Below are 24,394 nucleotides of genomic sequence, written 5' to 3'. Positions count from 1 at the left end.
AAGCCCTGAACCGTCATCGTCGGGGAATCCCTCCTCGACAGATTCAGCCCTGCAAGGCTCGCAGCACCTCGTCACGCAGCTTGGCGGAGCGACGCGGGGTGCGGTCACCGACCACGCTGACCGTCATGCCACCAGCCCTCTCGGTGGCCGGAGTGAAGGCACTGCCCTTGCGTCCCTTGTCACCACGCACACAGAAGACGCCGCGCTTGTCGGCCTCCTCTGCCACCAAGGCATTCACCTCAGGATCGTTGGTGAGGGCCTGGACGAACCAGACGCCGTCAAGATCCTCGACCTGGAAGGCGCGACGCTCCAGGTCCACCAATCCCTTGCGGGACATCCGCGTGAGCTGGATACCGGAGTTCGGGGCGACGACGTGGACCTCGGCCCCGGCCTCAAGCAGCCTCACGACGCGACGTTCGGCAACGTGCCCGGCACCGACGACCAGAACCTTGCGGCCCTGCAGACGCAGACCCGTCATGTAGACCGGGGCTCCCTCCCCCAGGCCCACCTCGTCAAGGGGTTCTCGGTAGCGATCGACGACGACGTCGGCAACCTCGTCACAGTCACCGATGACCGGGGCGATGCGGATTTCGACTCCGGGATGGCTGGCCTGCCAGGCCTCCACCTGCTCGGTCATCCACACGTGCAGCAGCCCCGGGAAGAGGAAATTACCCTGCACGACGATCTGGTCGGCACCCTGGGCAGCCAGGGCGGAGAGGGCCTCGGGAACCGACGGACGGGTCACCTGGATGAAGGCCGGTTCGACCCGGTCAAGGTCGTTCTCCTCCCAGAACATCCTCGTCAGGGTGTAGTGGGAAGCGTTGGCATCGGACACGAGAGCACCGCGTCCCACCAACACCACGGCCGTGTCGCGGGAACGCCACTCCTCGCGTCCCTCACCGGCAGCGAGGATCTCGGCGAGACGACGGTTGAGGGCCTTGCGCATCCGCACGTCCGGTAGCAACGGGGCGGAATACATGACGCGTGCGTCCCCACGGCCCTCGTCGATGGCCTCTGGAATGTCCTCCCGGACGTGACCGCCGGTGTTGAACATCAACGGAACGACGACGGCGGCTGCCGGCTTCTCGTCACCGTCAGCACCCTCGGGGACCTCCGGGGCCTGGGAGACGGCGGCACGGACGGCCTCCGGGATGCCAGGCTCGGCAAGCTCCACGAATCCCAGCTCTACCGGTATCCCGGGCAGCTTCTCGGCTATGCGGTCAGCAAGGGCGCGGCACTCGGCCACTCCCGACTCGTCACGGGTGCCGTGGGCGGCGATGACCAACGGCGTCCCGCTGGCAAGTGGATCGGTCATTTCGACTCCTTCGTCTCGGCGTTGTTCTCGGACCCGGACATGCGGGTCGAGTGGACCGGCGGCTTGGAGAGGTAGGTGTTCTCGTCGGCCTTCGGCAGGTCCTTGTGCGTGTAATTCTTGCGAGCCTCACCGGAAACGCGACCATCCATCCAGTGGTAGTCACGTGGGGTGACCATGAGGCGTCGTCCGTCTCCGGAGCTCACGTACTTGGTCGTCGTCGATCCCACGACGACCAGGGTCGTCATGCCGACCCACTCGGGCTTGAACTCCTCGAGGGTGGACATGATCACCTCTTGCTGACGACGCTCGGCGTGGGAGACGATCGCCACCGGGGTGGACGGCGGACGATGCTCCGCCATGATCGCCAGGGCGTCAGGAAGCTGGTGGGTGCGGGTACGCGAACGCGGGTTGTAGAAGGTCGTGACGAGGTCTCCCTCGGCAGCCGCCCTCACCCTCTTGACGATGAGATCCCAGTCGGTGTGCAGGTCCGACAGGCTGATGGTGGCGTGATCATGCCCCAGCGGTGCGCCCAAGATCGCCGAGATGGCGAGCTCGGCGGTGACACCGGGAACGATCTCGACGTCGATGCCGTCGGTGCCCATCTCCAGGGTCGGCGACGCCATGGCGTAGATAGCTGGGTCGCCGCCGCAGACAAAGGCGACGTTGCGACCGTCGCGGGCCGCGTCGATGGCAGCCTGGGTGCGTTCCTCCTCGGTGCCCATCTTGGTGGCCAGGATCGTGGCCCCCGGACGCACCAAGTCGCGGATCTGACGGACGTAGGGGGCGTATCCGGCGATGAAGGTGGCGCTGCGGATGGCCTCGGCAGCACGTGGGGTGAGAAGGTCGCGCGAGCCCGGCCCAAGGCCGACGACCGAAAGGTGGCCGCGGGCCGGGATACGACCGACGGCGCAGGTGGCCTCCGGGGTCTTGGTCTTGTGGACCAGCAGTTCAGCTCCCTGGCACAGCACCGACGCCTCGCTGACACTCGGAGTACCGACCTCACGGGCGACGACGTCAGAGGGCGTCGGAACCTCCTGCGCGGCCAGGGCCTCTGCCGTCTCGGTGCGGTATTCGACACCGAGCTGGTTGGCCAGCTTCACCAGACCGAGCTCACCAGCCTTGACCTCGTGGGAGATCAGTCGGGTGACGGACCCGAGGGCCAAGCCGTTCTCCTCCAGGGTCTTCGTCAGCAGCTCTCGCAGCGGCTCCACCTCGGTGCCCTTGTTGCATCCCATCCCGACGACCAAGCAGTCCGGGTGCAGGACGACGGTGGGCAGGTCGTCACCATGATCGGCGAGCACACGTTCGGCGACCCGCTCGGAGACGATGATTCGGGCGACCGGGGATTCAGCGTCCTCGGTGACGTTCTTGGGTAGCGGAGGCAGCGGCCAGGGCTGCTCGCGGATGACCAGCACCGGGCGTCCGGCAATGATCGATCCGGTCACTCCGGCGACGTCACCCTCGTAGGCCCAACCGAGCTGGTCGAGGGCCGGGACACCGAGTGAGTCGGTGGCGGTGGACACGACGGCGGTGCCGCCGAGCGCCTCGGCGATGGTGCGGGAGAGTTCGTTGGCCCCACCGACGTGACCACCCACCAGCGGGATAGCGAAACGGCCGGCCTCGTCGACGACGACCACACCCGGGTCGGTCTTCTTGGACTCCAGCAGCGGGGCGATGATGCGCGTCGTGGCACCCAGGGCCAGGTGGGAGACGATGAGGTCGCACTCGCCCCAGGCCGCCGCAAGCCCGGTGCGGGACGGCCCGGCGTACTTCTTGGTCTCGCGCTTGAGCGCGTGGTCGATGGCCTCAGCGTGGGCCGCCGCGGCGTCGGAATTGATGATCTGTCCGATGATCGGGTTACGGTCCGAGCCGTCCGGGCTGGTGTCGGCGCCGGGCTGGGGGCCCTCGGGAGCATTGACGTTGACGTCACCGGCCAGCTCCGGGTTGATGCCCAAGGCCGCCGGGGAGTCCGGATGATGCTCGAGGACCAGCACGACGTTGGGGCTGAGGACGTCCGCGTCAGCAATGACGGCCCTGGCGGCTTGCTCGTCAAGGACACGCACCCGCTGACCCTCCTCACCGATCTTCTCAGCGAGGACGAAGGTCTTGCCGCGACCCGCGAGTCCGTCGACCAGTTCCGCCAGGCCACGGTTGGGGGCTGTCAGCACGCCCACCTTGGGGTGGATCTTGGCAAGCCGGATGGCGGTCTCGATATCCTTGGAGTGGGAGGAGACGAACTGGGCGTCGTCCCAGGGCAGGGCCACGGCGGCGAAAGCAGCCTGCAAGGAGGTCGGGGCCGTCACGACCTCGACCTCGAGACCGGCCTGGCGGATACGTCGCACCACACCGAAGAAGAGCGGGTCACCGGAAGCGATGACAACGACGTTGGCGTCGTCGGGCAGGGACTGAACCCGCTCGATGGCCGGGCCGATGAGGCCGAGCTTCTGACGCTTCTCGTCAGGAACGTTGAGGGCGTCAAGGTGACGCTGACCTCCGACGACGAGGTCAGCATCGGCGACCTCCTGGCGCAAGGAGTCGGAGATGACACCGAGATATCCGTGGACGCGAATCATGAATTGTCCCTCGTGTTGGAGTTCGTGGGGTCCTGGTCGTAGACGCCGCGAGTGCCGTGGGCCTTGAGGTCAGCGTGGGCCTGGGCGTCAGCTCCGCGGTATTCGTGACGGAAACCGGGATGGTAGAGGTGGCTGCGAGTCTTGATCGGGCCCTCCGCCAGGGCCGGTCCGACGAGGACGACGGCGTGCTTCCACAGCTTGTGGTTGCGCATCGTCTCCGAGAGGTGGGCCAGGTCGCAGCGGAACATGATTTCCTCGGGCCAACTGACCGCGTACCCGATGATGCAGGGGGTCTCGGGCAGGTAGCCTCCCTCCAGCAGGGCCTCCTGAAGAGCCTTGTTACGGGCCGCCGAAAGGTAGATCGCCATCGTCGCACCGTGACGGGCGAAGGAGGCGACGGTCTCCCCGTCGGGCATGGGGGTCCGCCCGCCCTCCAATCGGGTGAGGACGAGTGACTGGGACACCTCTGGGACGGTGATCTCGACGTCCATCCGGGCGGCAGCGGCCGAGAAGGCCGAGATGCCCGGGATGGTCTCGAAGCCGATGCCGATGCGACGACACAGGTCGCGCTGCTCGGCGGTGGCGCCATAGATGGACGGGTCACCGGTGTGGACCCTCGCCACCACCAGCCCCTCGTCACGGGCGCGGGTGTAGAGGGGCTCGAGGTCCTCCAGCGGGATGGAGGCGGAGTCGATGAGCTCGGCTCCCTCCTTGTGACGGGCCACCATGTCGGGGTGGACGAGGCTGGAGGCCCAGATGATGATGTCAGCGGCCTCGATGACACGGGCTCCGCGCAGGCTCACCAGGTCCGGAGCGCCCGGTCCGGCACCGACGAAAACGACCTTGCCTGCTCCCTCGGGGATCTCCCGCCGCGGTACCGGAGGCGGCTCGATGGCGTTGTGGTCCAGATCCTCCAGGGCCCTCTCGGAGGCGTGCTGAATGGGTCGTGCAGCTTGAGGTTCGTTCACAGTTTTCCTCCCGTGATGGTGCGCTCTGGAGTGGTGAGGACGGTCGAGAAGTACGGCAGGGCCTGAGTATCAGCGACCTCACCGAGGGTGACGATCTGCTCGGACTCCAGCGTGACGTCGGTGCCGATGACAGCCTGACGATCCCGCTGCCGCAGCTGCTCGACAACATCTGGGAGTTTGCGTCCCCCCTTGTAAATCGCCACTGAGTCGACGAGGTCAAGGACCTGGCCAAGTTTTTCCATCCCGACGGTGGCCGGGACGAGGGCCAAGATCTCCTTGCCCTCCACCAGCGGGCGCCCGGACGCCGCCGACAAGGCCTGCATGGCCGTGATGCCTGGGCTCAGCTCGACGCTGACGTCGGGGAGTCTCTCCTCGACGTTGGCGCGCAGGTAGGTGAAGGTGGAAAAGACCGTAGGATCGCCGACGGTGGCCAGGGCGACGGTGCGAGCCCCTTCGTCGAAGGCCGTGATCGCCGCATCGGCGGATACCTGCCAGGAGGCCCTGCGCTTCTCGCCGACACCAGACTTCTCCCGCATGGAGAAGGGGATGCGCTTGATGCGCTCGACGATCTCCGGGGCGACGGCAGTGATGATGGTCTCGGCACGTCCGGGGCCGTCGGTGGTGGCCTCGGTGTAGGGCACGAGGATGACATCAGCCTCGCGCAGGATGCGCAAGGTTCGCAGGGTGACCAGCTCTGGGTCACCCGGCCCCACTCCGACCCCGATGAGGGTTCGCCCCGACTTGTGGTCAGGATGTACAGGGGCATAGGTCATGACGGCCTCCTCAGGTGTCCTCGCCCGATGACGTGCGCAACGAACCGTTCGAGTGTCTGGCTGCCATCACCGCGGCGATGGTCACAGTGGCGGGACCGCGCCGGACTCACACCGGCTTCCTCGAGATCGGTCGTTGTATCGATCCTCCCACATCGTGGCACCACACCACGACACGGCCGGGGTCAGCTCCCGCCTGCCAGGGAGAACAGACGGTCAAGACCGAGATGCTCCTCGACGGCGTCGGCCAGTACGTCGATCATCTGCTCGCGGCGCTGCCCGTACCCGATGGCACCCTCCACCGGGCGCCACGCCGATCCGGCATGCTCAGCAGCCTCGGCCAGCCAGGCACGCCGGAAATCGTCACATTCGAAGGCACCGTGCCACATCGTCCCCCAGACGCTTCCGACGCGGACTCCGTCGAGGAAGGGCTCCCCCGCCGACAGGTCGACGTCCATTCGGCCGTGATGGATCTCGTAGCCGCCGACCTCGATCCCCCGCCAGGATCCGCTCGGGATGGCCAGGGTCTTGTCAGCATCGAAGGTCACCTCGACCGGCAGCAGCCCGAGTCCCTCGGTTCGCTCGGTCGGCGATTCCTGACCCGCGGGGTCGAGGATGAGGCGGGTGAGCATCTGGTAGCCGCCACAAATGCCCAGCACAGTGCGACTTTGACGGGCACGGCGGGCCACGACCTCAGCGATTCCGGTGGACCTCAGCCACTCCAGATCACGCACGGTGGACCGCGATCCGGGCAGGACGAGCACGTCAGCCAGTTCGCAGGTGTTGGGGTTGGTCGTCACCTGGACGTCGACCCCGGCCTCGGCGGCCATGGCGTCGACATCGGTGGCGTTGGAGATTCTCGGCAGCCGGACGACGGCAACCCGCAGATCGTCGGCTGAACCGGAGTTCCCGTCGTGACGCCAACGTCCCACCTCCAACGCATCCTCACCGTCGAGCCACACCTCGGGGACCCAGGGCAGCACCCCGAAACTCGGCATTCCGGTGCGACGAGTGATCTCCTCCAGACCGGGAGCGAGAACGGACTCATCACCGCGGAATTTGTTGATGACGTACCCGGCCAGCAGGGAACGGTCCGCGTCGTCGAGCAGCGCCCAGGTGCCGAAGAGGCTGGCGAGCACCCCGCCGCGGTCAATGTCCCCGACGAGCACCACCGGCAGGTTCTTCTCCCTTGCCAGTCCCATGTTCGTGTAGTCACCGGTACGCAGGTTGATCTCGGCCGGGGAGCCCGCACCCTCGCAGATGACCATGTCGTGGGCGGCGGAGAGCTCGTCGTAGGCGGCCCATGCGGCTTCCGCGAGGTGACGTCGTCCGGTGGCGTACTGGCCTGCTTCCAGCACGCCTCCCGGAGTGCCACGCAGCACGATGAAGGAGCGACGATCGGTGCCAGGTTTGAGCAGCACCGGATTCATGGCTGATTCCGGGGTCACCCTGGCGGCGCTGGCCTGCAGGTACTGCGCCCGGCCGATCTCGGACCCGTCGGGGCAGACCATCGAATTGTTCGACATGTTCTGGGCCTTGTAGGGAACGACGTCGATCCCGCGACGCCACGCGGCCCGGCAGAGGGCGGTGACGACCAGCGACTTCCCGGCGTCAGAAGACGTTCCGGCGACGAGGATTCCACTCATCACTTCTCCTTCGCGCTCGAGTCGGAACGCCGCGGCAGGATGCCGCCGTAGAACCTGAGGTGGGCGATGGCCGCTACGCCGAGGCAGGCGGCAGCCGTCGCCACCCCGGTGACCCCGATGACGAGGTCGGCAGCGTCCGCGACCTTCCGGCTGTCCGGGCGTGCGCCGTCTCCCAGCAGGGGACGATCCTCGTGACGATTGCCGTAGTAGACATTGCGTCCGCCCAGTTGCACCCCGAGGGCGCCCGCCCAGGCCGACTCGCACCATCCCCCGTTCGGACTGGGGTGATGACCATGATCACGCATCATGATCTGCACTGCCCGACGCCAGTCTCCCCCGACGGTGGGCGCCAGCAGGCAGGCGAACAGTCCGGTCAGCCGGGCGGCAGGGAGATCCAGCAGATCGTCAAGGTGGGCGGCAACCTTGCCGAAGTTCTCGTAACGCTCGTTGTGGTGTCCGATCATGGCATCGAGGGTGTTCGCCCCGCGGTGGACCAGCATTCCCGGCACGCCGGCCACGGCTCCCCACCACAGGGATGCCACGGCGCCGTCGGAGGTGTTCTCGGCCATGGACTCCACGGTCGCCCGGGCCAATTCCGGCTCGTCGAGCTGGTCGGCGTCACGGGAGCACAGGTGGGACAGCTGCTCGCGGGCCCCGGCCAGGTCGTCCTCGTCGAGCCGGACGTACATTCGCTGACCTTCGTCAGCCAGCGAGGTCGCCCCGATGACCGCCCAGGTCGTCGCAGCCGTCGTGATCACGCGCAGCATCGGGTGTTTCGCGGTGACCTTCTCGACCCCTGCTCCCAACAGGGCCAGAGGGACAAGACATGCGGCCACATGAGCACCGCCACGCGCGACGGAGTCGGACCAGTCACGCTTCTCGAGGGCAGCGGCGGCATTACCGAAGACCGCCACCGGGTGGTGTTCCTGCGGATCACCGAACAACCGATCGGCGACGACACCTACTCCCAGCCCCACTGCCCGGGCGGCCAACCCGAGCCCACGACGACGGTCACGATGACACAGCATGCCCACACCCTAGAGCAGCGGCCCGGACTGATGAGGAGAGGAGTCGCTGATGAAGGGTCCAGATGGATTGGTACCCGCCCCACGAGAGGACTGACCAGTGCGGCCCAATCCAGCAGGAGCCAACCGACACCTCATGCGGGCTCTGGGTTGACGGCATGTGGTGGCGGGCACCGGGGACCGCACCACACGAGCAGCCACGAGTCGGAGATTTGGTGTTGGTTCGACGCGGGGAGTGGGTGTCGGGCGCTTTCACGGTGCCTCCTTGAACTGCCTGACACGGACCTGGACAATCGGTGGTTCCAAAACCTGGCAGCACTTCCGCCTTTACAGCCAGCCGCGTCTCCTGGCCTCGGCAACTGCCTGGGCTCGATTGACGCTGTTGGTCTTCGCGATCGCTGAGGACACGTGGTTACGGACCGTTCCAGTCGACAGGGAGAGCTTCCTCGCGATGACGGCGATCGGCTCCCCCGACTCCGCCTCCCGCAACACACCTCGCTCCCTCTCCGTCAACGGGTTGTACCCCTCCAGCAGGGACTCCGCGGCCAAGGACGGGTCGATGACGCGGCCTCCCTGATGAACCCTGCGCACTGCCTGGGCCAGTTCGGCGGCCGGGGTGTCCTTGACGACGAATCCAGCCACCCCGGCATCCATCGCCCGGCGCAGGTACCCGGGGCGTCCGAAGGTGGTGACGATGAGAATCTTGACGTCAGCCCCAGCCAAGCGGTCCGCCACCTCGATGCCGTCCATTCCGGGCATCTCGATGTCGAGCAGCAGCACGTCGGGACGGGTCTTCTCAACCGTCAGGACGACCTCGTCGCCACGACTGCATTGGCCGACCACCTCGATGTCGGGTTCCAGGGAGAGCAGAGCGACAAGGGCACCGCGTACCAAGGCCTGATCATCAGCGAGAACGAGTTTGATCGACTCGTCGGTCATGACACCACCACCTTGGTTCCCCGACCATTGTCTCCCGAACCGATGTCCAGGTGCCCACCGACGCCCTCGACACGACGCCTCATCCCCGCCCGGCCGGAACCTTCCTCGGCGTCGCCGACACCGATGCCGTCGTCGATGATGCACATCCGGTCGTCGGACAGATTGATCCAACAGCACCTGGCCTGAGAGTGGCGGATGATGTTGGTGACGGCCTCACGCACCACCCACCCCCACACGGCGTCATGCTCGGACTCGCCGGTCCGCTCGTCGTGGACCCGAAGGGAGATGCCAGCTGTCGTCAGGGCTGTCGCCGCGGTGGCGAGCTGGGAGTCCAGGTCAGCCTCGTTGAGGTCACTGACCAGGCCTCGAACCTGCGCCAAGGCCTCGCGACTCAGGTTGTGCGTGTCCGCTGCCTGTTCCTTGGCGGCCTCCGGGTTGATGTCGATGAGTTTGCCGATGAGTTCGGCTTTCATGGAGATCACCGTCAGGCTCTGGCCGAGAAGGTCATGGACGTCGGAGGCGATCCTCTCCCGCTCGGCATAGGTGGCCTCGATCTTGTGCTGCTTGTTCTGCTCGAGCCGGTTGTTGCTCCACACCCGACTGATACATCCGGCCAGCAGAATCATGGCCATCGACGGCAGCCCGATGAGCCACCACTGTCGCTGGTCGTCGACGATCCGGGCCACCAACAGCGCGGCGACCTCGAGCACGAGGACCATCAGGACTGCGGATGTCGACATTAGGAAGAGGGTGAAGGCCAACGGAAAGGCGAACATCTCGACGGCCGCCGACGGATCGACGAGGGCCACCCCGCCGTTGAGCAGGCATATCACGGCCAGAAATGCCCAGGGCCAGCGAGGCATCCAACGTCGCGAGAGCCAGGTCTCCAGCGTGTCGACCCCCAGCCAGAATCCGAACAGGTAGACCAGCACGAAGAGGCCGATGAGGACGAACCCGGTGACCCGCTGGGACCTCACGAGCTCGGGGTTGGCAGCTATGTGCTCGATGGGATAAGCAAGGAAGATCGTCCAAATCCCGGCATACAAGGTCTGCGTCCCGCGCGCGCCCCATGCCGACAGCGAGCGTCTGGAGCGTTTGCGCATCGGCCTGTTCTCCTCCCAGCTGGCCTCTCAGCGGTCCCTGTGACGGCGGGAGACCAGCCATGCCAACACGACGAAGACAGCAGCCCACGCCACTGCGCTGATGATGGCACGGGAGAGGTCGACCTCGACCGGCCCCTGGGTCGTCATCTCGTATCCTCCCATGATCGGCCACCGCGGCAGCAGGTTGACGCCCCACAGCGGGGTGAAGCGGGAGAGCTTAAGCATGAACCCGCCCAAGGGCATGAAGACATTGCCGAGAAAAGCGAAGGCCAGCACGAAGAAGGACACCAGGGAGGCAGCGTTCTCGTTACGGATAAGTATCGCCATTCCAAGACCGAAGATGGTGTAAGGAACGCAGCACACCCATGCCAGGAGGAAGGTCCACAGCCATCCGATGCCATCGATACGCGCACCCGAGAGGGCGCCGACGAGCAGCACGAGGGCCACCGGCACGGCCGCGACGACCTGGATCGAGACGATCTTGGTGACGAGGTAGTTCCACTGGGTCATCGGGGTGGTCGCCAGCTGCCGTCCCCATCCCGCCTGTTGCTCCAGGGCCGACGACGACCCCAGACCTGAGGCGGCGGTGGCAGTGCCGTAGAGGGCCATCGACGCCATCACTGCGGCATTGACGTTTCCATGTGCCACCGAGATGGTGCCGTAGTCCTGGATTGCACCGAAGAGCACGTACATCGCGACCGGCATGACGAAGGCGAAGATGATGATCGACGGGGTGCGAACCATCCGCCGGATGTCGAGAAGGGAGTAGGTGATGTTCATGAGGCACTCTCCGTCCGGTCGATGCTCTCGCTGGTGAGTGAGAGGAATGCGTCCTCCAGAGTGGTGCGGGCGACCAGCACGTCGTGGGCCTCGGTGTGGTTGAGCAGATGGCGCACCAACTCGTCGGAGTCGTCGGTGGTGAAGGTGACGGTGTCGGACTTGATGTCGTAGTGGTTGACGTGGGGCAGGCGATCGAGGGTCGCGGGATCCACGTCGGGCCAGACGACGGTGACCGTCGAACCGGAGACCGAGGCACGGATCTCAGCGATCGGTCCGTCTGCGATGATGCGGCCGTGGTTGATGAGGATGACCCGGTCGGCGAACTCGTCCGCCTCGGCAATGTAGTGGGTGGCGAAGATGATGGTGCGGCCGTCGTCAGCGGCCTTGTGCATCTGGGCCCAGAAGTGACGCCGTCCATCGACGTCGAGACCCATCGTCGGCTCATCCAGAACCAGGAGATCCGGATCGGGCAGCATCGCCAGGGCGAAGCGCAGCCGCTGTTGCTGACCGCCTGAACACTTTCCGACCTTCCGGGAGGCGAAATCTTCCAGCTCCCAGACCCGCATCTGCTCATCGATCCGGGAGCGCGGGAGCTTGAAGGTCGATCCGATGACTCGCAGGGTCTCGTGGACGGTGAAGTTGTCGAGCAGGCCACGGGTCTGTTGTACCGCCGAGACCCGACCGGATCGGGCCCCCTCCTCGGCGTTCCGGCCCATCAACTCGACGCGGCCGGAGGTCGGGTCGGTGATCCCCAACAACATGTCGATGGTTGTCGTCTTGCCGGCGCCGTTGGGGCCGAGGAAGGCGACGACCTCCCCTTGCTTGATGGTGAAATTGATGTGGTCGACGGCCGTCAGGTGTCCTCCCTTGGCAGGGAAGGCCTTGACGAGATCCTCGACGACCACCGCTGTTTCGTTCATGCCTCCATAACACCCCACCAGGCGTGGTTCCGCCCATGGTCCGGCGTCACGAATTCGCCATGACATTCGTCATGGGGGGTTAGGCTACGGCAATGACTCGAATCGTCCTGGTACGCCACGGCCAGTCCACCTGGAACCTGGAGCACCGCGTCCAAGGGCAGACGATGGAGGTCCCCCTGACCAGGAGAGGCCATCGTCAGGCCGGTGAGGCCGGACGGAAGGTCGCCGTATTGGTGCCTCGTCACACCGCACTGCTGAGTTCGGACCAGAAACGTGCCCTGCAGACCGCTCAACGTGTGGGTCGCGCGATCGGGTCGACACCTCAGACTGACGCCCGGCTGCGGGAGCAGTACTTGGGTGACATGGAGGGCAAGCTGTCCAGTGAACTGCACGAGATGCCGGTCCCCGAGGATGCCGACATTGCCGAGGTCGGCTGGGGTGGCGGGGAGTCGCTTCTCGACGTCTGGCGACGCTGTCGCGATCTGTTGGACGATCTTGCCCAGAATCCCCCCGAGGCCGTCGTCATGGTCAGTCACGGGGACACCCTGCGCGTCATGCTGTCGGCCCTGTCCGGAGGCACCCACCGTGACTGCGACTACTCCCTCGCGCTGACGAATGGGATCGTCATGTACCGGGATCTCGACCTGCACGAGCTGGTGGAGAGCCTTCCGGACCTGTGAGATTCCGTGCTGGGGAATCTCACAGCCTCACGAGCATCTTCCCGGTGTTGGCACCCTCGAGCATGTCGATGAAGGCCTTGGGCGCCGCGTCGAGGCCATCCCGGTAGGTCTCGTCCCAGTGGATCTCGTCATTTGCCAACCACTGGGCCATCTTCTGCTGGAACTCCGGACGGACTTCCTCGGCGTACTTGGCGATGACGAAACCCCGCAGTGTCAGCCGCTTGCCGATAGCCAGCCCCAGGTTGCGCGGGGCACACGGCGGCTCGACCGAGTTGTACTGGGAGATCGCCCCGCACATGGCCACGCGACCATCGGTGTTGAGGTGGTTGATGGCGGCCTCCAGGTGGTCTCCACCGACGTTGTCGTAGTAGACGTCGATGCCGTCGGGAGCGACCTGTCCGAGCAGGTCGCTCACCGGACCGTCGTGGTAGTTGAAGGCAGCGTCGAAACCAAGGTCACGCAATCGGGCAACCTTGGCATCGGTGCCGGCAGAGCCGATGACACGAGTCGCCCCGAGCAGGCCCGCCAACTGGCCGACCATCGAGCCGACGGCCCCGGCGGCACCGGAGACGAAGACGGCATCTCCGGCCTTCATCTCCGCGGCGCGTGTCAGACCCGCGTAAGCGGTAAAGCCGGTCATGCCCAGAACACCGAGGTAGGCCGAGGTGGGTGCGATGTCAACGTCAATGACCCTCGCATCGGAGGCGTCGAGAACCGCGTGTTCACGCCATCCGAGCTGGTGGACGACGTGCCTTCCTTCCGGAATGCCTTCGCTGCGCGACGCGATGACGGTGCCTACCGCTCCACCGTCGAGGGGCTGGCCGACCTGGAATGGTGGCACGTAGGACTTGACGTCGTTCATCCGGCCGCGCATGTACGGGTCGACCGACATCACCTCATTGGCGACGAGGATCTGCCCGTCGGCCAGTTCGGGAAGGGTGATCTCCTCGATGCGGAAATTGTCCTCGGTCGGTGCACCGTGTGGTCGGGATGCGAGGTGGACAGCGCGGGTGGAAGTCAGATGGGTGGTGCTCATGGGAGTGTTCCTCTCTCGACGCCGATCAACATCTCGACCATCGCACGCCTCATGCCACCAGACCAGCGGATTCCGCGGAGGGTGATCGCAGGTCATGCACAATGGGGCCATGGCCGAGATCACGATCCTTCGCACTGACATCACCGCTCTCGACGTCGACGCCGTCGTCAATGCGGCGAACCGTCGGCTGGCTGGTGGCGGAGGGGTCGATGGGGCCATCCACCGGGCTGCAGGGTCTGAGTTGTCGGCGGCTTGTCGCAAACTCCGCGAGACCACCCTGCCCGACGGCCTGCCCACGGGGCAGTCGGTGGCCACCACCGCGGGAAAGATGCCTGCCAAGTGGGTCATCCACACCGTCGGTCCGGTCTGGGCGAAGACCATCGACAAGTCTGACCAACTCGCCTCCTGCTACCGCACGTCCCTGCAGGTGGCTGACGAGATCGGCGCGAGAACCGTCGCCTTCCCGACGATTTCGGCAGGGGTGTACGGCTATCCCATGGACGAGTCCACCCGCATCGCCGTCGAAACATGCAAGCAGACCGACACCTCGGTGGAGACGATCTACCTCGTCGCCTTCAACGCCGAGGCCGAAGCCGGGTACCGCTCCGCCCTCGAAAACGAATGATCGGAATTCTCATCCAGCCAGATCGTTGAGGATTCGCTCCAGCACGACGGCGTGGTTGACCTCGCGGTCGCCGGCACCGAAGAGCAGGATCACCTCGTCGTGGTCGGCGCACTCGTCAACGAATTTCTTCGCTGCTCCCGACTCGTCGAGATCAGCCTCGTAACGGCCTGCGAACTCGTCGAACCGGTCAGCATCGTGGTTCCACCAGGTGCGCAGTTCCGAGGAAGGGGCCAGATCGGTGCGACGCTCATCGAGCTCGGCATCGTCCTTCTTGACCCCTCGCGGCCACATGCGATCAACGAGAACCCGATACCCCTTGGCCGGGCCCGCCTTGAGGTCGTCACGGATATTCACTGCGCGGAAGGTTGTCACGCCTTCCACTGTGTCACGCCGGGGTCAAGCCTTCTTCTTGGACTTGAAGAAGAGGGGGGCAAGGATGACGACGAGCAGGACGATGGCCACCCAGTTCGCAATCTTCGCGTAGTACTTCAGGGCATCAACGATGGGATCACCGACCCCCCACCCCAGTGCGAGGTAGCCCAGGTTCCAGACTGTGGCGGCGACGAAGTCCAGCGCGACGAACCACTTCACCCTCATCCCGGAGGCACCCGTCAGGACGAAGACCACCGGCATGATCGGCAACGGAATCGGCACATAGGCGACGAGAACTCCCAGCCAGCCGAGCTTACGAGCCCATCTCTCCGCCTGGTCGTAACGGCGTCGGGACCGCTCGGATCGTCCGGCCCAGACCTCGATCATCCCCCGGCCCCACAGCTTGCCGGCCCACCAGTAGACCCAGTCAAGTTTGATCGACATGATCGAGCCCAACAGCAACCACCACAGCCAGTGCGGGGCCTGATTGACCGACGCCAGAGCTCCGGTCGCTGCTGCACCGGTACGGGATCCCGTGAGCCCCACGAGGATCGGCGGGTCAAGGCCGAGCAGCCAACCACGCAGCGGGAGCATGGCCAACGAGAAGATGCCGAGGAAGCCGATCCACCCCATGCACCAGTAGTCGGAGCGGCCTGGCTTGTGGTTCCAGGGCATGCCCTCGGCCTTCCACCACTCCTCCTCGTCCTCGGCGGAGTCGTCGCCGACGGCGGACCTCTCCAGTTCATCCTCGGCCGCAGCAAGGGCGGTGGCGGCAACGGCGAAGGAATCCTTCTCCCCCGCAGCCGCAGTACTCATCTCGTCCTGCACGCCGTCGAGGATACCCAGTGCAGGTGACAGTCCTGCAGCTGCGATGTCTGCCGAGAGGGGAACGCACTTCTCCTGACCTCGTACGGACGGTAGCGTGATCTCTCAACCGGCGTCACCCAAAGCACACGCGAACTGGCCGGCCGGGGAAGGACCGCATGATCCGTTTCGACCACGTCAGCAAGCGTTTCGACGAGGGCACTGTCGCCGTCGAGAATTTTGACCTAGAGGTGGAATCCCACCACTTGGTCGTCTTGCTGGGGTCATCCGGATGCGGAAAGACCACCCTGCTGAGGATGGTCAACCGAATGGTCGATCCGTCCGAGGGCCGAGTACTCATCGACGACACCGACGTCGCCACGGTTGATCCGGTCAAGCTGCGTCGTCAGATCGGATACGTCATGCAATCGGGTGGGTTGCTCCCCCACCGAACCGTGGTCGACAACATCGCCACAGTGCCGCTTCTCTCCGGGGCTTCCCGGAGCGCTGCCCGCTCCCGAGCCATGGATCTGTTGGAAAGGGTCGGCCTGGACTCCTCGTTGGCCCGGCGCTACCCCACCCAGCTGTCCGGCGGTCAGCGCCAGCGGGTCGGAGTGGCCCGGGCCCTTGCCGCCAACCCCGACATCCTCCTCATGGACGAACCCTTCGGCGCCGTCGATCCGGTGGTGCGTGCCGAGTTGCAGCAGGGTCTTCTACGTATCCAGGAGGATCTCGCCAAGACGATCGTATTCGTCACCCATGACGTCGACGAGGCCTTCCTGCTCGGCGACGAGGTCCTCGTGCTGAGACGCGGTGCCCAGGTCGCCCAGCGGGGCCGTCCCGACGAGATCCTGCTCCACCCCGTCGACGACTTCGTCTCCTCTTTCATCGGCGGAGATCGTCGCAGTCTCCACGTCGAACGGCGCGACGAGTCGGCCACCGTCGTCGACGCCGGTGGCCGACTCGTCGGTCGTCTCACCGGAACTCCCGAGGAGAACTCGTGAACACCCGGTGGATCGACGAGAACCGGGACCAAATCTGGCAATTGACGAGCCACCATGCCGTGCTCGGCATCATTCCAGTGGTCGTGAGCCTCGTGCTGTCAGTCCCGCTAGGGTGGTGGGCGCACCGCTCTCGGACCGCACGCCGCCTCCTGGTACCCGGCGCCTCCATCCTGTACGCCCTTCCCTCCTTGCCACTGTTCGTCCTGTTACCGCTCATCCTCGGCACGAAGATCCTCGATCCGATCAATGTCATCGCCGCCCTCACCCTCTACGGCATCGCCCTGTTGGTGAGGACGGCCACCGACGCCTTCGACTCGGTGGGACGATCGGTACGTCGTGACGCCGTCGCCATGGGTTACTCCAATTCCCAGGTGTTCTGGCGAGTGGCCCTGCCGCTGGCTGTCCCTGCACTCACTGCGGGAATGCGGGTGGTCTCGGCATCCACGTTGTCATTGGTCAGCGTCGGTGCCCTCATTGGCGTCCCCTCCCTGGGCTACTTCTTCACGGACGGTTACCAGCGTTCCTTCCCGACCGAGATCTGGGTCGGGATCATCGGGACTCTCGTCCTGGCAATCGTCTTCGACCTCGTCATCGTCGCGGTCGGCCGTCTCCTCACGCCCTGGCAGCGTCGCAAGGGGGAGTCGGCATGACCCAGATTGCATCTGCTTTCACCTGGTTGGCGACCTCATCGCACTGGAGCGGTCCCGGAGCCATCGGGGTGCGCATCGGCGAGCATCTCTGGTACACCCTGTTGGCCATCCTCCTCGCCTCGGTCATCGCGATCCCCGCTGGTCTGGCGATTGGCCACACCGGCCGCGGAAGGACCGTCGCGGTGACCTGTTCAGGGGCTCTGCGCGCACTGCCGTCCCTCGGGCTGCTCACCTTGCTGGCCATCTCGACGACGATGGGAATCGAGCGTCCCATCGTCCCGGCCACCATCGTGCTGGCGATCTTGGCGATCCCGCCCCTGCTGGCCGGCAGCTACTCCGGGATTGAAGCCGTCGACGACGAGGTGACTGACGGAGCTCGAGCCTGCGGCATGACCGGGATGCAGGTCCTGCGCCGCGTCGAGTTGCCGCTGGCTGCTCCCCTGCTGCTGGGCGGGTTGAGGTCAGCCACCCTGCAGGTCATCGCGACGACGACCATCTGCTCCTACCTGGGCATGGGTGGCCTGGGACGTTTCATCCTTGACGGTCTGGCGGTCTCCGATTACCCGCAGATGCTCGCCGGGTCCATCGTCATCATCGTGTTGGCCCTCGCCACCGATGGCCTACTCGCCCTGGCAACGCGCCTACTCACCGGTCCGGGTGTGCGACACGCCCTGGCCCTCACCCCACAGTGATCACCCATCGAATGGAGCAAGAATGACCACGACGACTCGCCGAACACTGCTCGGAGCCGCATTGCTGACCGGCCTGGCGGCGTGTTCCTCCCATAATCCCCTCGACTCGAACGACTCCGGCTCCGGTGGCGCAGGTGTGACCGTCGGATCGGCGAATTTCACTGAGTCCGAGATCATCGCCGAGGTCTACGCCCAGGCTCTCGAGAAGGCTGGCGTCAGCGTCAAGCGTCGGATGCAGATCGGCGCCCGCGATGTCTACGTCAAGGCGCTCAAGGACGGCTCGATCGACCTCGTCCCGGAATATTCCGGGAACCTGCTGCAGTTCTTCCAGGGATCCTCGACGGCCTCTGACGAGAAATCGGTCATGGACGCTCTGCGCAAGGCGGTGCCGTCCGGCATGTCCGTGGGTGAACCGTCAGCAGCCCAGGACGCCGACTCCTGGTGCGTCACCTCCGAGTTCTCCAAGGCCCACAAGGTCACTTCCTTGGCAGATCTGGCCAAGCTGGACGCCGTCAAGGTGGGCGGAAATCCTGAGCTCAAAGAACGTCCCTACGGGCCCAGGGGATTGACGAAGGTGTACGGGGTCCCGGCATCCAAGATCAAGTTCACCGCACTGTCGGACTCCTCCGGCCCGCTCACCGTCAAGGCGTTAACATCAGGGACGGTCGACCTCGTCGATCTCTACACGACGACTCCCGCGATCAAGGAGCAGAATCTCGTCGTCCTGGAGGACCCCAAGCACCTCATCGTGCCTCAGAACGTCGTCCCGCTGATGAACACAAAGGTTGACGACAAGACCCGCGACCAACTGGCCAAGGTCTCGAGAGCCATGACCACCGACGACCTCATCGCCATGAACCAACGGGCCCAGGGGGACGAGAAGGCTTCGGCGTCAACCATTGCCAAGGAGTGGTTGGGAAGGAAGGGGCTGGCCTGATCACCAGCCCCCTCACCAGAAATCTCAGCCGATCTCCTCGCGAGCCTCCTCGAAGGCCTTGATGGCCTTGTCGAGCTGTTCACGGGTCAGTCCGGCAGACATTTGGGTACGGATGCGGGCCTTGCCTCGGGGCACAACTGGGTAGCTGAAGGCGCGCACGTAGATGCCCTTGGCGAGCATGGCGTCGGCCATCTTCGCAGCCTTGACGGCGTCGCCGATCATGACGGGGCAGATCGGATGATCCGACTCCGGGATGTCGAATCCGCGTGCGGTCATCTCGGCACGGAAGTACGCGGTGTTGTCGCGCAGACGATCCAGCAGGTCCGAGCTCGACTTGAGCAGTTCTAGGGTCGCCAGGGCGGCACCGGCGATGGACGGGGCGAGCGAGTTCGAGAACAGATAGGGGCGTGAGTTCTGACGCAGTATCTCGACGACTTCGCGGTGGGAGCAGGTGTAGCCGCCAGAGGCTCCGCCCAGGGCCTTGCCGAGGGTGCCGGTCAGGACGTCGACACGGTCACGCACCCCCCAGCGCTCGGGCGTGCCGGCACCAGTCTTGCCCACGAATCCGACGGCATGGGAGTCGTCGACCATGACCATCGCACCGTACCTTTCGGCAAGATCACAGATCTGCGGCAGCGGTGCGACGAAACCGTCCATGGAGAAGACGCCATCGGTGGCGACCATGATGTGCTTGCAGCCCTTGGCCTGGGCGTCCTTGAGCTGGGTCTCCAGGTCGGCCATGTCCTGGTTGTGGTAGCGGAAACGCTGTGCCTTGCACAGCCGGACGCCGTCGATGATCGAGGCATGGTTGAGCTCGTCGGAGATGATGGCGTCGTCGGGCCCCAACAGCACCTCGAAGAGACCACCGTTGGCGTCGAAGCAGGACGAGTACAGGATGGTGTCCCAGTTGTCGGGGTCATCGGGGTGCAGGAACTCGGTGATGGCCCGCTCCAGCTTCTGGTGCAGGGTCTGGGTGCCGCAGATGAATCGCACCGAGGCCATGCCGAAGCCCCACTCGTCGAGGGCCTTCTTGGCGGCGTCGACGAGCACCGGTGAGTCAGCCAGACCGAGGTAGTTATTGGCGCACAGGTTGATGACCTCGCGTCCGTCGTCGACGGTGATCTCGCCTGACTGGGGGCTGGTCAACGGGGCCTCGGCCTTGTACAGCCCTTCCTCCTTGAGGGCTGCGATCTTGGCGCTGAGTTCGTCCTTCATGGATCCGTACATGGTGATTGTCCTTCCTTCGTCGATCAGTCGAGGCATTCCCAGTTCATGACGACCTTGCCGCCATGGCCCGAGCCGGCGACGTCGAATGCCTCACGGAATTCCGTGATGGGGAACCTGTCGGTGATGACCCCGGAGATGTCCAGACCGGAGCGGATGAGGGAGGCCATGGTGTACCAGGTCTCGAAGATCTGACGGCCGGTGACTCCCTGGATCGTGATCATGTTGAAGATGATCTTGGACATGTCGAGGGTGATGGCCTTGCTCGGGGTTCCCAGCAGGGCGATACGACCGCCATGGGTCATGTTGTCGATCATGGAGGTCAGGGCGGCACCCGACCCGGACATCTCCAGACCGATGTCGAAGCCCTCCTTCATGTCGAAGCGGTTCCACACCGTCTCCAGACCCTCCCGGGAGACATTGACGGTGTTGTCCAGGCCGAGCCTCTGGGCCAGTTCGAGCCTCTCGTCGGACAGGTCGGTGACGACGACGTTGCGCGCCCCCTGAAACTGGGCGACGAGGGCCGCCATGATCCCGATGGGTCCGGCTCCCGACACGAGGACGTCCTCGGCCAGGCAGGGGAACTGCAGCGCCGTGTGAACGGCATTGCCGAAGGGGTCGAAGATTGCCGCGACGTCGGGGTCGAGGTTCGGGATGTGGTGGACCCAGATGTTGCTGGCCGGCATGACGAAGTACTGGCAGTAGGCCCCGTCAACCGCGTATCCGATACCTTGGGTATTGCGGCACAGGTGTCGCTTACCGGCCAGGCAGGCCCGGCAGCGGCCGCAGACGTAGTGGCCCTCACCAGAGACGAGCTGGCCGACCTCCAGATCATTGACCTCGGAACCGAGCTCGACGATCTCACCGCAGAACTCGTGTCCGAGGACCAGCGGGGTGTGCACCGTCTTGGAAGCCCATCCGTCCCACGTGTCGATGTGGACGTCGGTGCCGCAGATCCCACTGCGCAGCACCTTGACGACGACATCGTTCGGGCCCGGGGTCGGGTCGGGAATGTCAATGAGTTCAAGCCCCGGTTCCGGCCGGGTCTTCGCCAAGGCCTTCATGGCCCCTCACCTTTCCGGGGCATGACCCCCTCAACCACATCTTTGTGACGACACAACTGTGCCACTACCCGAACAGTGCTGCACGTCGGGTGGTGAACTCCGGGGCTCAGCCCTTCAAACCCGAGCTGGCCAGCCCTTCGATGACCCTCTTCTGCATCGAGAAGAACAGCAGGAAGATCGGTGCCATGGCCATCACGGAGGCGGCCATCATGAGGGCGAACTCGCTGGAGTGCTGTCCGGCCAAGGTGGCTATACCTACGCTCAACGGCATGGATTCCTCCCGCGTGGTTACGATGAGTGGCCACAGCAGGTCATTCCAGGACCACAACACAGTCGTGATCATGACGGCGAACAAGCCTGGCTTGACGACGGGAACCATGACTCGCCAGAAGGTCTGCCACGGATTGCACCCGTCAAGGCGGGCTGCTTCCTCCAACTCGACGGGCAGGCTCATGAACGACTGCCGCATCAGGAAGACGCCGAAGGCCGAGAAGAAACCTGGCAACACGATGCCCCACGGGGTCTCCAGCAGGCCAAGGTCACGAATGATCTGGTACTGGCCAATGAGATAGGACTGTCCGGGCACCATGAGGATGGCCAGCACGAACCCGAAAAGGATGGACTTGCCTCCGAATTTCATCCGGGCGAAGGCGTATCCACCCATGGCGCACAGGATCAACTGCGCGACGGTTCGCAGGACGGTGATCGTCACCGAGACACCGAACTGCTTGAGGAATGGCAACCTCGTGAAAACGTCGGCATAGTTCTTGAACTGCCACTCGTCCGGGATGAACTTGGGCGGAACGGCCTGAATCTCAGCGTTCGTCGACAAGGACATGAGCACCTGGTAGACGAACGGGAACACCATGAAGATGCCGCCAATGATCAGTAATATGTGGACGCCAACCAGGCCTTTCTGGGAGTTTCGGTCGCCCTTCTTGACGAGCTGGTCGATCTCCTGCTCACTCAAGCCCTCGCCAGCCTGCGTGATCTCAGACATAGTTGACCCACTTCTTCTGACCCAGGAACTGAATGAAGGTGACGATGGCGACCAAGAGGAAGATGACAATGGCGATCGCAGCGCCTACCCCTTGGTCGTTGTTGACAAAGGCCTCCCGGTAGAACAGGGACACCAAGGACCTCGTTCTGGGCTCAGCCGGATTGCCGGTACCGATCATGGCGTATAAGGCATCGAAGAGCTGGAATCCGCTGATCGTCGTCATGATCACCAGGAAGAAGATCGACGGTGACAACAGCGGAACCGTGATCGACCAGAACTGGCGCCATCTCGAGGCACCGTCAATGGATGCGGCCTCGTACAACTCTCGAGGAATCGATTTCAGACCTGCCGACAAGATGATGACGTTGAAACCAATGGATGCCCACAGCCCGAACAGGGCAACCGCGAACAGCGCCCATCCTGGGGTGACGAGCCAATAGGGAGGATTGCTTGCACCAAGTCCACGGAGTATCTGGTTGAGGAGACCGAACTGGCCGTTGTACACGATCTTCCAGACCTGGGCGACAGCCATCGGCATGGCCAGATAAGGCATGAAGTACAGTGCTCGATACAACCCCTTGAACTTCAGGCCTGGCAGTTCAATCATCGACGCGATGATGACCGACAGTGGGATCCCCAGCAGGACGATGAGCGTATACAGCAAAGTGTTGAGCATCGCCGAGCCCAGATCAGGACTCGAGAACAGGTCGTTGTAGTTCTGCAGTCCGACGAACTCGGGATTTCCTCCGAACGCATTGGTCTGCTGCAACGAGGCGACGATGTTCTTGACGATGGGCCAGTAGTAGAACACCGCGATGCCGAGCATGAGTGGACCGATGAAGAGGATGGGCCATGCTCCGACGCTCGTCGGATTTGGTCGTCCGGGCCGGTGGGATCCCGACCCGGAGGGCGAGGCAGCCGCCTGACTGCCTCGCACACCGGGCCGTGGCATCACTTCTCCTTGCTCAGAGCGTTGTTCATGAAGGCTGCCAGCTTCTTGGCAGCCTGAGGCACCGGGGTCTCGCCGGCAAAGGCCGGGTTGAGGAAATCAGCCTCACGGTTGACCCAGGCGTCGGTGTTACGGCTAACCGGGTAGGTCACGGCGTAGCTCGTCGCGGCGGCGACGAACATCTTGCAGTTCCACTTCGGGTAGCTCTTGATCCACGCGTCCTGAGTTCCGTTAAAGGCCGGGATGGCGGTGCCGTTCTTCGCCTCGACCTCCTGGCTCCCTTTGCCTGACATGTGAGCAATGAGGGCTAGGGCTGCTGCCTTGTTCTCGCTCTTGGCGGAGGCAACCCATCCGAGACCGTGGATGATGGTGCCTTTCTTTTCCTTCTTGGGCGGGTCGATGACGTCGTAGTCGTCCTCCTTGCCCTTGAACTCCTCGGCTAGCTCGGAGGCCGTCCAGTCACCGGTCCAGAACATGGCGGACTTGCCGCTCTTGAACATCTGGGACGGCTTGGTGTCAGTGACGACCTTCGGGGAAGCGACCGATCCATCCTTGACCCAGTCGGCCCAGCACTGCAGCCCTTCGATGCTCTTGGAATCGTCGAATCCGGATTTGTTGTCCTTGATGACGTAACCACCGGCCTGGGCGATCGTGTTGTAATAAGTGCCCTGTCCGTCGCCGTTGATGGTGGTCGCACATCCGTAGATGCCCCTGGGTTTGCCCCAGTCGGAGATCTTCTTGGCCTTGTTGTGGAAGTCGTCCCAGGTCCAGTCAGCGGTCGGGAAGTCGACTCCGGCCTCCTTGAAGATCTTCTTGTTGTAGAAGACGCCAATGGTGTCGAAGTCCTTCGGCACTCCGTAATGCTTGCCCTCGTAGGTGTAGAGGTCGACAAGGGCTTTCGGGTAGTCCGACCACTTCACGCCGGCATCCGTGATCTTGTCGATCGGGGCGAGCATACCGTTGGCGGCGTACAGCTGGATGTTGGGACCGTTCATCCAGAACACGTCGGGAAGCTCGTTGCCCTGGGCCTGGGTGCGCAGCTTGTTCCAGTAATCCTTGAACCCGGCCAGGTTCGTCTTGACCTTGATGTTCGGGTACTTTTTGGCGAAGGACTTGAGGTTCTCCTCGATCGTCTTCGTCTGGTTCTTGTCCCAGTAGGCCAGGGTCAGCTCAGCGGACGTGTTCGAGTCGACGCTTGGCGAGACGTCCGTCTTGTCGTTCTTGCTCGACGACGAGCATCCGGCGATGGTCAGGGTGGCGAGGGCCGCCCCTCCCATGATGAAACCTCTGCGATCCATGATTGACCTCTCTGTCTCGT

General features: G+C 64.4%; 24 protein-coding genes and 1 riboswitch. Of the genes, 6 read left to right on the top strand and 18 right to left on the bottom strand.

Annotation, left to right across the window (positions count from 1 at the left end; genetic code table 11):
- Window positions 1-43: 43 nt before the first annotated feature.
- The 10 genes from HMPREF9153_RS07090 to HMPREF9153_RS07045 form a co-directional block, all read right to left on the bottom strand.
- Window positions 44-1,315: a CbiX/SirB N-terminal domain-containing protein gene (locus tag HMPREF9153_RS07090; RefSeq protein ID WP_004810722.1), complete on the bottom strand. Its 1,272-nt coding sequence runs from the start codon at window positions 1,313-1,315 to the stop codon at window positions 44-46.
- Window positions 1,312-3,888, bottom strand: coding sequence for a precorrin-3B C(17)-methyltransferase (gene cobJ, locus HMPREF9153_RS07085; RefSeq protein ID WP_004810721.1), 2,577 nt, complete (start codon window positions 3,886-3,888; stop codon window positions 1,312-1,314). Before cobJ ends, HMPREF9153_RS07090 begins: the two co-directional genes overlap by 4 nt.
- Entirely contained in the window at window positions 3,885-4,856 is a 972-nt protein-coding gene (gene cobM, locus HMPREF9153_RS07080) for a precorrin-4 C(11)-methyltransferase (protein ID WP_004810718.1), read from the bottom strand. The genes cobJ and cobM overlap by 4 nt, the downstream gene beginning before the upstream one ends.
- Window positions 4,853-5,629: a precorrin-2 C(20)-methyltransferase gene (gene cobI / locus HMPREF9153_RS07075; RefSeq protein WP_004810716.1), complete on the bottom strand. Its 777-nt coding sequence runs from the start codon at window positions 5,627-5,629 to the stop codon at window positions 4,853-4,855. Before cobI ends, cobM begins: the two co-directional genes overlap by 4 nt.
- 50 nt (window positions 5,630-5,679) lie before the next feature.
- Window positions 5,680-5,751, bottom strand: a riboswitch (cobalamin riboswitch).
- Between the two features lie 60 nt (window positions 5,752-5,811).
- Window positions 5,812-7,272 (bottom strand): cobyric acid synthase, encoded by a 1,461-nt coding sequence (locus HMPREF9153_RS07070; RefSeq protein ID WP_004810713.1) that lies wholly within the window; start codon window positions 7,270-7,272, stop codon window positions 5,812-5,814.
- Window positions 7,272-8,300, bottom strand: coding sequence for an adenosylcobinamide-phosphate synthase CbiB (gene cbiB, locus HMPREF9153_RS07065; RefSeq protein ID WP_004810712.1), 1,029 nt, complete (start codon window positions 8,298-8,300; stop codon window positions 7,272-7,274). The genes HMPREF9153_RS07070 and cbiB overlap by 1 nt, the downstream gene beginning before the upstream one ends.
- Before the next feature lie 324 nt (window positions 8,301-8,624).
- Window positions 8,625-9,236, bottom strand: coding sequence for a response regulator transcription factor (locus tag HMPREF9153_RS07060; protein ID WP_004810706.1), 612 nt, complete (start codon window positions 9,234-9,236; stop codon window positions 8,625-8,627).
- The gene (locus HMPREF9153_RS07055; RefSeq protein WP_004810704.1) at window positions 9,233-10,339 is read right to left on the bottom strand and encodes a sensor histidine kinase; all 1,107 of its coding nucleotides are present in this window, start codon (window positions 10,337-10,339) and stop codon (window positions 9,233-9,235) included. Before HMPREF9153_RS07055 ends, HMPREF9153_RS07060 begins: the two co-directional genes overlap by 4 nt.
- Before the next feature lie 27 nt (window positions 10,340-10,366).
- Window positions 10,367-11,119 (bottom strand): ABC transporter permease, encoded by a 753-nt coding sequence (locus tag HMPREF9153_RS07050; protein ID WP_004810702.1) that lies wholly within the window; start codon window positions 11,117-11,119, stop codon window positions 10,367-10,369.
- A complete protein-coding gene (locus HMPREF9153_RS07045; RefSeq protein WP_004810699.1) occupies window positions 11,116-12,039 on the bottom strand; it encodes an ABC transporter ATP-binding protein in 924 nt (307 codons plus the stop codon). The genes HMPREF9153_RS07050 and HMPREF9153_RS07045 overlap by 4 nt, the downstream gene beginning before the upstream one ends.
- A 92-nt stretch (window positions 12,040-12,131) precedes the next feature.
- Between HMPREF9153_RS07045 and HMPREF9153_RS07040 the strand changes: the two genes are divergently transcribed.
- Window positions 12,132-12,719, top strand: coding sequence for a histidine phosphatase family protein (locus HMPREF9153_RS07040; RefSeq protein WP_004810696.1), 588 nt, complete (start codon window positions 12,132-12,134; stop codon window positions 12,717-12,719).
- Window positions 12,720-12,738: 19 nt separating this feature from the next.
- On the opposite strand, the gene HMPREF9153_RS07035 is transcribed toward HMPREF9153_RS07040, so the two are convergent.
- The gene (locus HMPREF9153_RS07035) at window positions 12,739-13,755 is read right to left on the bottom strand and encodes an NADP-dependent oxidoreductase (protein WP_004810695.1); all 1,017 of its coding nucleotides are present in this window, start codon (window positions 13,753-13,755) and stop codon (window positions 12,739-12,741) included.
- Window positions 13,756-13,864: 109 nt separating this feature from the next.
- On the opposite strand from HMPREF9153_RS07035, the gene HMPREF9153_RS07030 reads away from it, so the two are divergent.
- Entirely contained in the window at window positions 13,865-14,380 is a 516-nt protein-coding gene (locus HMPREF9153_RS07030) for an O-acetyl-ADP-ribose deacetylase (RefSeq protein WP_036980086.1), read from the top strand.
- Between the two features lie 9 nt (window positions 14,381-14,389).
- On the opposite strand, the gene HMPREF9153_RS07025 is transcribed toward HMPREF9153_RS07030, so the two are convergent.
- Window positions 14,390-14,752, bottom strand: coding sequence for a DUF488 domain-containing protein (locus HMPREF9153_RS07025; RefSeq protein WP_016667025.1), 363 nt, complete (start codon window positions 14,750-14,752; stop codon window positions 14,390-14,392).
- A 24-nt stretch (window positions 14,753-14,776) separates the two neighbouring features.
- Entirely contained in the window at window positions 14,777-15,610 is an 834-nt protein-coding gene (locus HMPREF9153_RS07020) for a DedA family protein (protein WP_036979700.1), read from the bottom strand.
- Between the two features lie 125 nt (window positions 15,611-15,735).
- Between HMPREF9153_RS07020 and HMPREF9153_RS07015 the strand changes: the two genes are divergently transcribed.
- From HMPREF9153_RS07015 to HMPREF9153_RS07000, 4 genes are read left to right on the top strand one after another with little or no spacing between them, the layout of a single operon-like run.
- Complete coding sequence (locus HMPREF9153_RS07015; RefSeq protein WP_004810684.1) at window positions 15,736-16,560, top strand: ABC transporter ATP-binding protein; 825 nt, start codon at window positions 15,736-15,738, stop codon at window positions 16,558-16,560.
- Window positions 16,557-17,210, top strand: a complete 654-nt coding sequence (locus tag HMPREF9153_RS07010) for an ABC transporter permease (RefSeq protein ID WP_004810681.1) — start codon at window positions 16,557-16,559, stop codon at window positions 17,208-17,210. Before HMPREF9153_RS07015 ends, HMPREF9153_RS07010 begins: the two co-directional genes overlap by 4 nt.
- The gene (locus tag HMPREF9153_RS07005; protein ID WP_004810680.1) at window positions 17,207-17,902 is read left to right on the top strand and encodes an ABC transporter permease; all 696 of its coding nucleotides are present in this window, start codon (window positions 17,207-17,209) and stop codon (window positions 17,900-17,902) included. Before HMPREF9153_RS07010 ends, HMPREF9153_RS07005 begins: the two co-directional genes overlap by 4 nt.
- Before the next feature lie 22 nt (window positions 17,903-17,924).
- Entirely contained in the window at window positions 17,925-18,839 is a 915-nt protein-coding gene (locus HMPREF9153_RS07000) for an ABC transporter substrate-binding protein (RefSeq protein ID WP_004810677.1), read from the top strand.
- Between the two features lie 24 nt (window positions 18,840-18,863).
- Here HMPREF9153_RS07000 and HMPREF9153_RS06995 read toward each other — a convergent pair whose 3' ends face one another.
- From HMPREF9153_RS06995 to HMPREF9153_RS06975, 5 genes are all read right to left on the bottom strand, one after another.
- Window positions 18,864-20,054 (bottom strand): glycine C-acetyltransferase, encoded by a 1,191-nt coding sequence (locus HMPREF9153_RS06995; RefSeq protein WP_036980084.1) that lies wholly within the window; start codon window positions 20,052-20,054, stop codon window positions 18,864-18,866.
- Between the two features lie 35 nt (window positions 20,055-20,089).
- On the bottom strand, window positions 20,090-21,127 hold the full coding sequence (gene tdh, locus HMPREF9153_RS06990; protein WP_004810672.1) for an L-threonine 3-dehydrogenase: 1,038 nt from the start codon (window positions 21,125-21,127) through the stop codon (window positions 20,090-20,092).
- 106 nt (window positions 21,128-21,233) lie between these two features.
- Window positions 21,234-22,127, bottom strand: coding sequence for a carbohydrate ABC transporter permease (locus HMPREF9153_RS06985; RefSeq protein WP_004810671.1), 894 nt, complete (start codon window positions 22,125-22,127; stop codon window positions 21,234-21,236).
- A complete protein-coding gene (locus tag HMPREF9153_RS06980; protein ID WP_004810668.1) occupies window positions 22,120-23,079 on the bottom strand; it encodes a carbohydrate ABC transporter permease in 960 nt (319 codons plus the stop codon). The genes HMPREF9153_RS06985 and HMPREF9153_RS06980 overlap by 8 nt, the downstream gene beginning before the upstream one ends.
- Window positions 23,079-24,374 carry an ABC transporter substrate-binding protein gene (locus HMPREF9153_RS06975; protein WP_004810667.1) on the bottom strand — a complete coding sequence of 432 codons (1,296 nt, stop codon included), beginning with the start codon at window positions 24,372-24,374 and terminating at the stop codon, window positions 23,079-23,081. Before HMPREF9153_RS06975 ends, HMPREF9153_RS06980 begins: the two co-directional genes overlap by 1 nt.
- Between the last annotated feature and the right edge of the window lie 20 nt (window positions 24,375-24,394).

Origin of the sequence: Cutibacterium avidum ATCC 25577, from assembly GCF_000227295.1 — a bacterium.
Taxonomy (GTDB): Bacteria; Actinomycetota; Actinomycetes; order Propionibacteriales; family Propionibacteriaceae; genus Cutibacterium; species Cutibacterium avidum.
The sequence above is the reverse complement of the archived record's forward strand: the minus strand, read 5'-3'. Positions and strand labels throughout refer to the sequence as shown.

Excerpts from the sequence above, each read along its gene's own strand:
- HMPREF9153_RS07090 (WP_004810722.1), bottom strand. The coding sequence starts at position 1,315 with ATGACCGATCCACTTGCCAGCGGGACGCCGTTGGTCATCGCCGCCCAC.
- cobJ (WP_004810721.1), bottom strand. The coding sequence starts at position 3,888 with ATGATTCGCGTCCACGGATATCTCGGTGTCATCTCCGACTCCTTGCGC.
- cobI (WP_004810716.1), bottom strand. The coding sequence starts at position 5,629 with ATGACCTATGCCCCTGTACATCCTGACCACAAGTCGGGGCGAACCCTC.
- HMPREF9153_RS07070 (WP_004810713.1), bottom strand. The coding sequence starts at position 7,272 with ATGAGTGGAATCCTCGTCGCCGGAACGTCTTCTGACGCCGGGAAGTCG.
- cbiB (WP_004810712.1), bottom strand. The coding sequence starts at position 8,300 with ATGCTGTGTCATCGTGACCGTCGTCGTGGGCTCGGGTTGGCCGCCCGG.
- HMPREF9153_RS07060 (WP_004810706.1), bottom strand. The coding sequence starts at position 9,236 with ATGACCGACGAGTCGATCAAACTCGTTCTCGCTGATGATCAGGCCTTG.
- HMPREF9153_RS07055 (WP_004810704.1), bottom strand. The coding sequence starts at position 10,339 with ATGCGCAAACGCTCCAGACGCTCGCTGTCGGCATGGGGCGCGCGCGGG.
- HMPREF9153_RS07050 (WP_004810702.1), bottom strand. The coding sequence starts at position 11,119 with ATGAACATCACCTACTCCCTTCTCGACATCCGGCGGATGGTTCGCACC.
- HMPREF9153_RS07045 (WP_004810699.1), bottom strand. The coding sequence starts at position 12,039 with ATGAACGAAACAGCGGTGGTCGTCGAGGATCTCGTCAAGGCCTTCCCT.
- HMPREF9153_RS07040 (WP_004810696.1), top strand. The coding sequence starts at position 12,132 with ATGACTCGAATCGTCCTGGTACGCCACGGCCAGTCCACCTGGAACCTG.
- HMPREF9153_RS07035 (WP_004810695.1), bottom strand. The coding sequence starts at position 13,755 with ATGAGCACCACCCATCTGACTTCCACCCGCGCTGTCCACCTCGCATCC.
- HMPREF9153_RS07030 (WP_036980086.1), top strand. The coding sequence starts at position 13,865 with ATGGCCGAGATCACGATCCTTCGCACTGACATCACCGCTCTCGACGTC.
- HMPREF9153_RS07015 (WP_004810684.1), top strand. The coding sequence starts at position 15,736 with ATGATCCGTTTCGACCACGTCAGCAAGCGTTTCGACGAGGGCACTGTC.
- HMPREF9153_RS07005 (WP_004810680.1), top strand. The coding sequence starts at position 17,207 with ATGACCCAGATTGCATCTGCTTTCACCTGGTTGGCGACCTCATCGCAC.
- HMPREF9153_RS07000 (WP_004810677.1), top strand. The coding sequence starts at position 17,925 with ATGACCACGACGACTCGCCGAACACTGCTCGGAGCCGCATTGCTGACC.
- HMPREF9153_RS06995 (WP_036980084.1), bottom strand. The coding sequence starts at position 20,054 with ATGAAGGACGAACTCAGCGCCAAGATCGCAGCCCTCAAGGAGGAAGGG.
- tdh (WP_004810672.1), bottom strand. The coding sequence starts at position 21,127 with ATGAAGGCCTTGGCGAAGACCCGGCCGGAACCGGGGCTTGAACTCATT.
- HMPREF9153_RS06985 (WP_004810671.1), bottom strand. The coding sequence starts at position 22,127 with ATGTCTGAGATCACGCAGGCTGGCGAGGGCTTGAGTGAGCAGGAGATC.
- HMPREF9153_RS06980 (WP_004810668.1), bottom strand. The coding sequence starts at position 23,079 with ATGCCACGGCCCGGTGTGCGAGGCAGTCAGGCGGCTGCCTCGCCCTCC.
- HMPREF9153_RS06975 (WP_004810667.1), bottom strand. The coding sequence starts at position 24,374 with ATGGATCGCAGAGGTTTCATCATGGGAGGGGCGGCCCTCGCCACCCTG.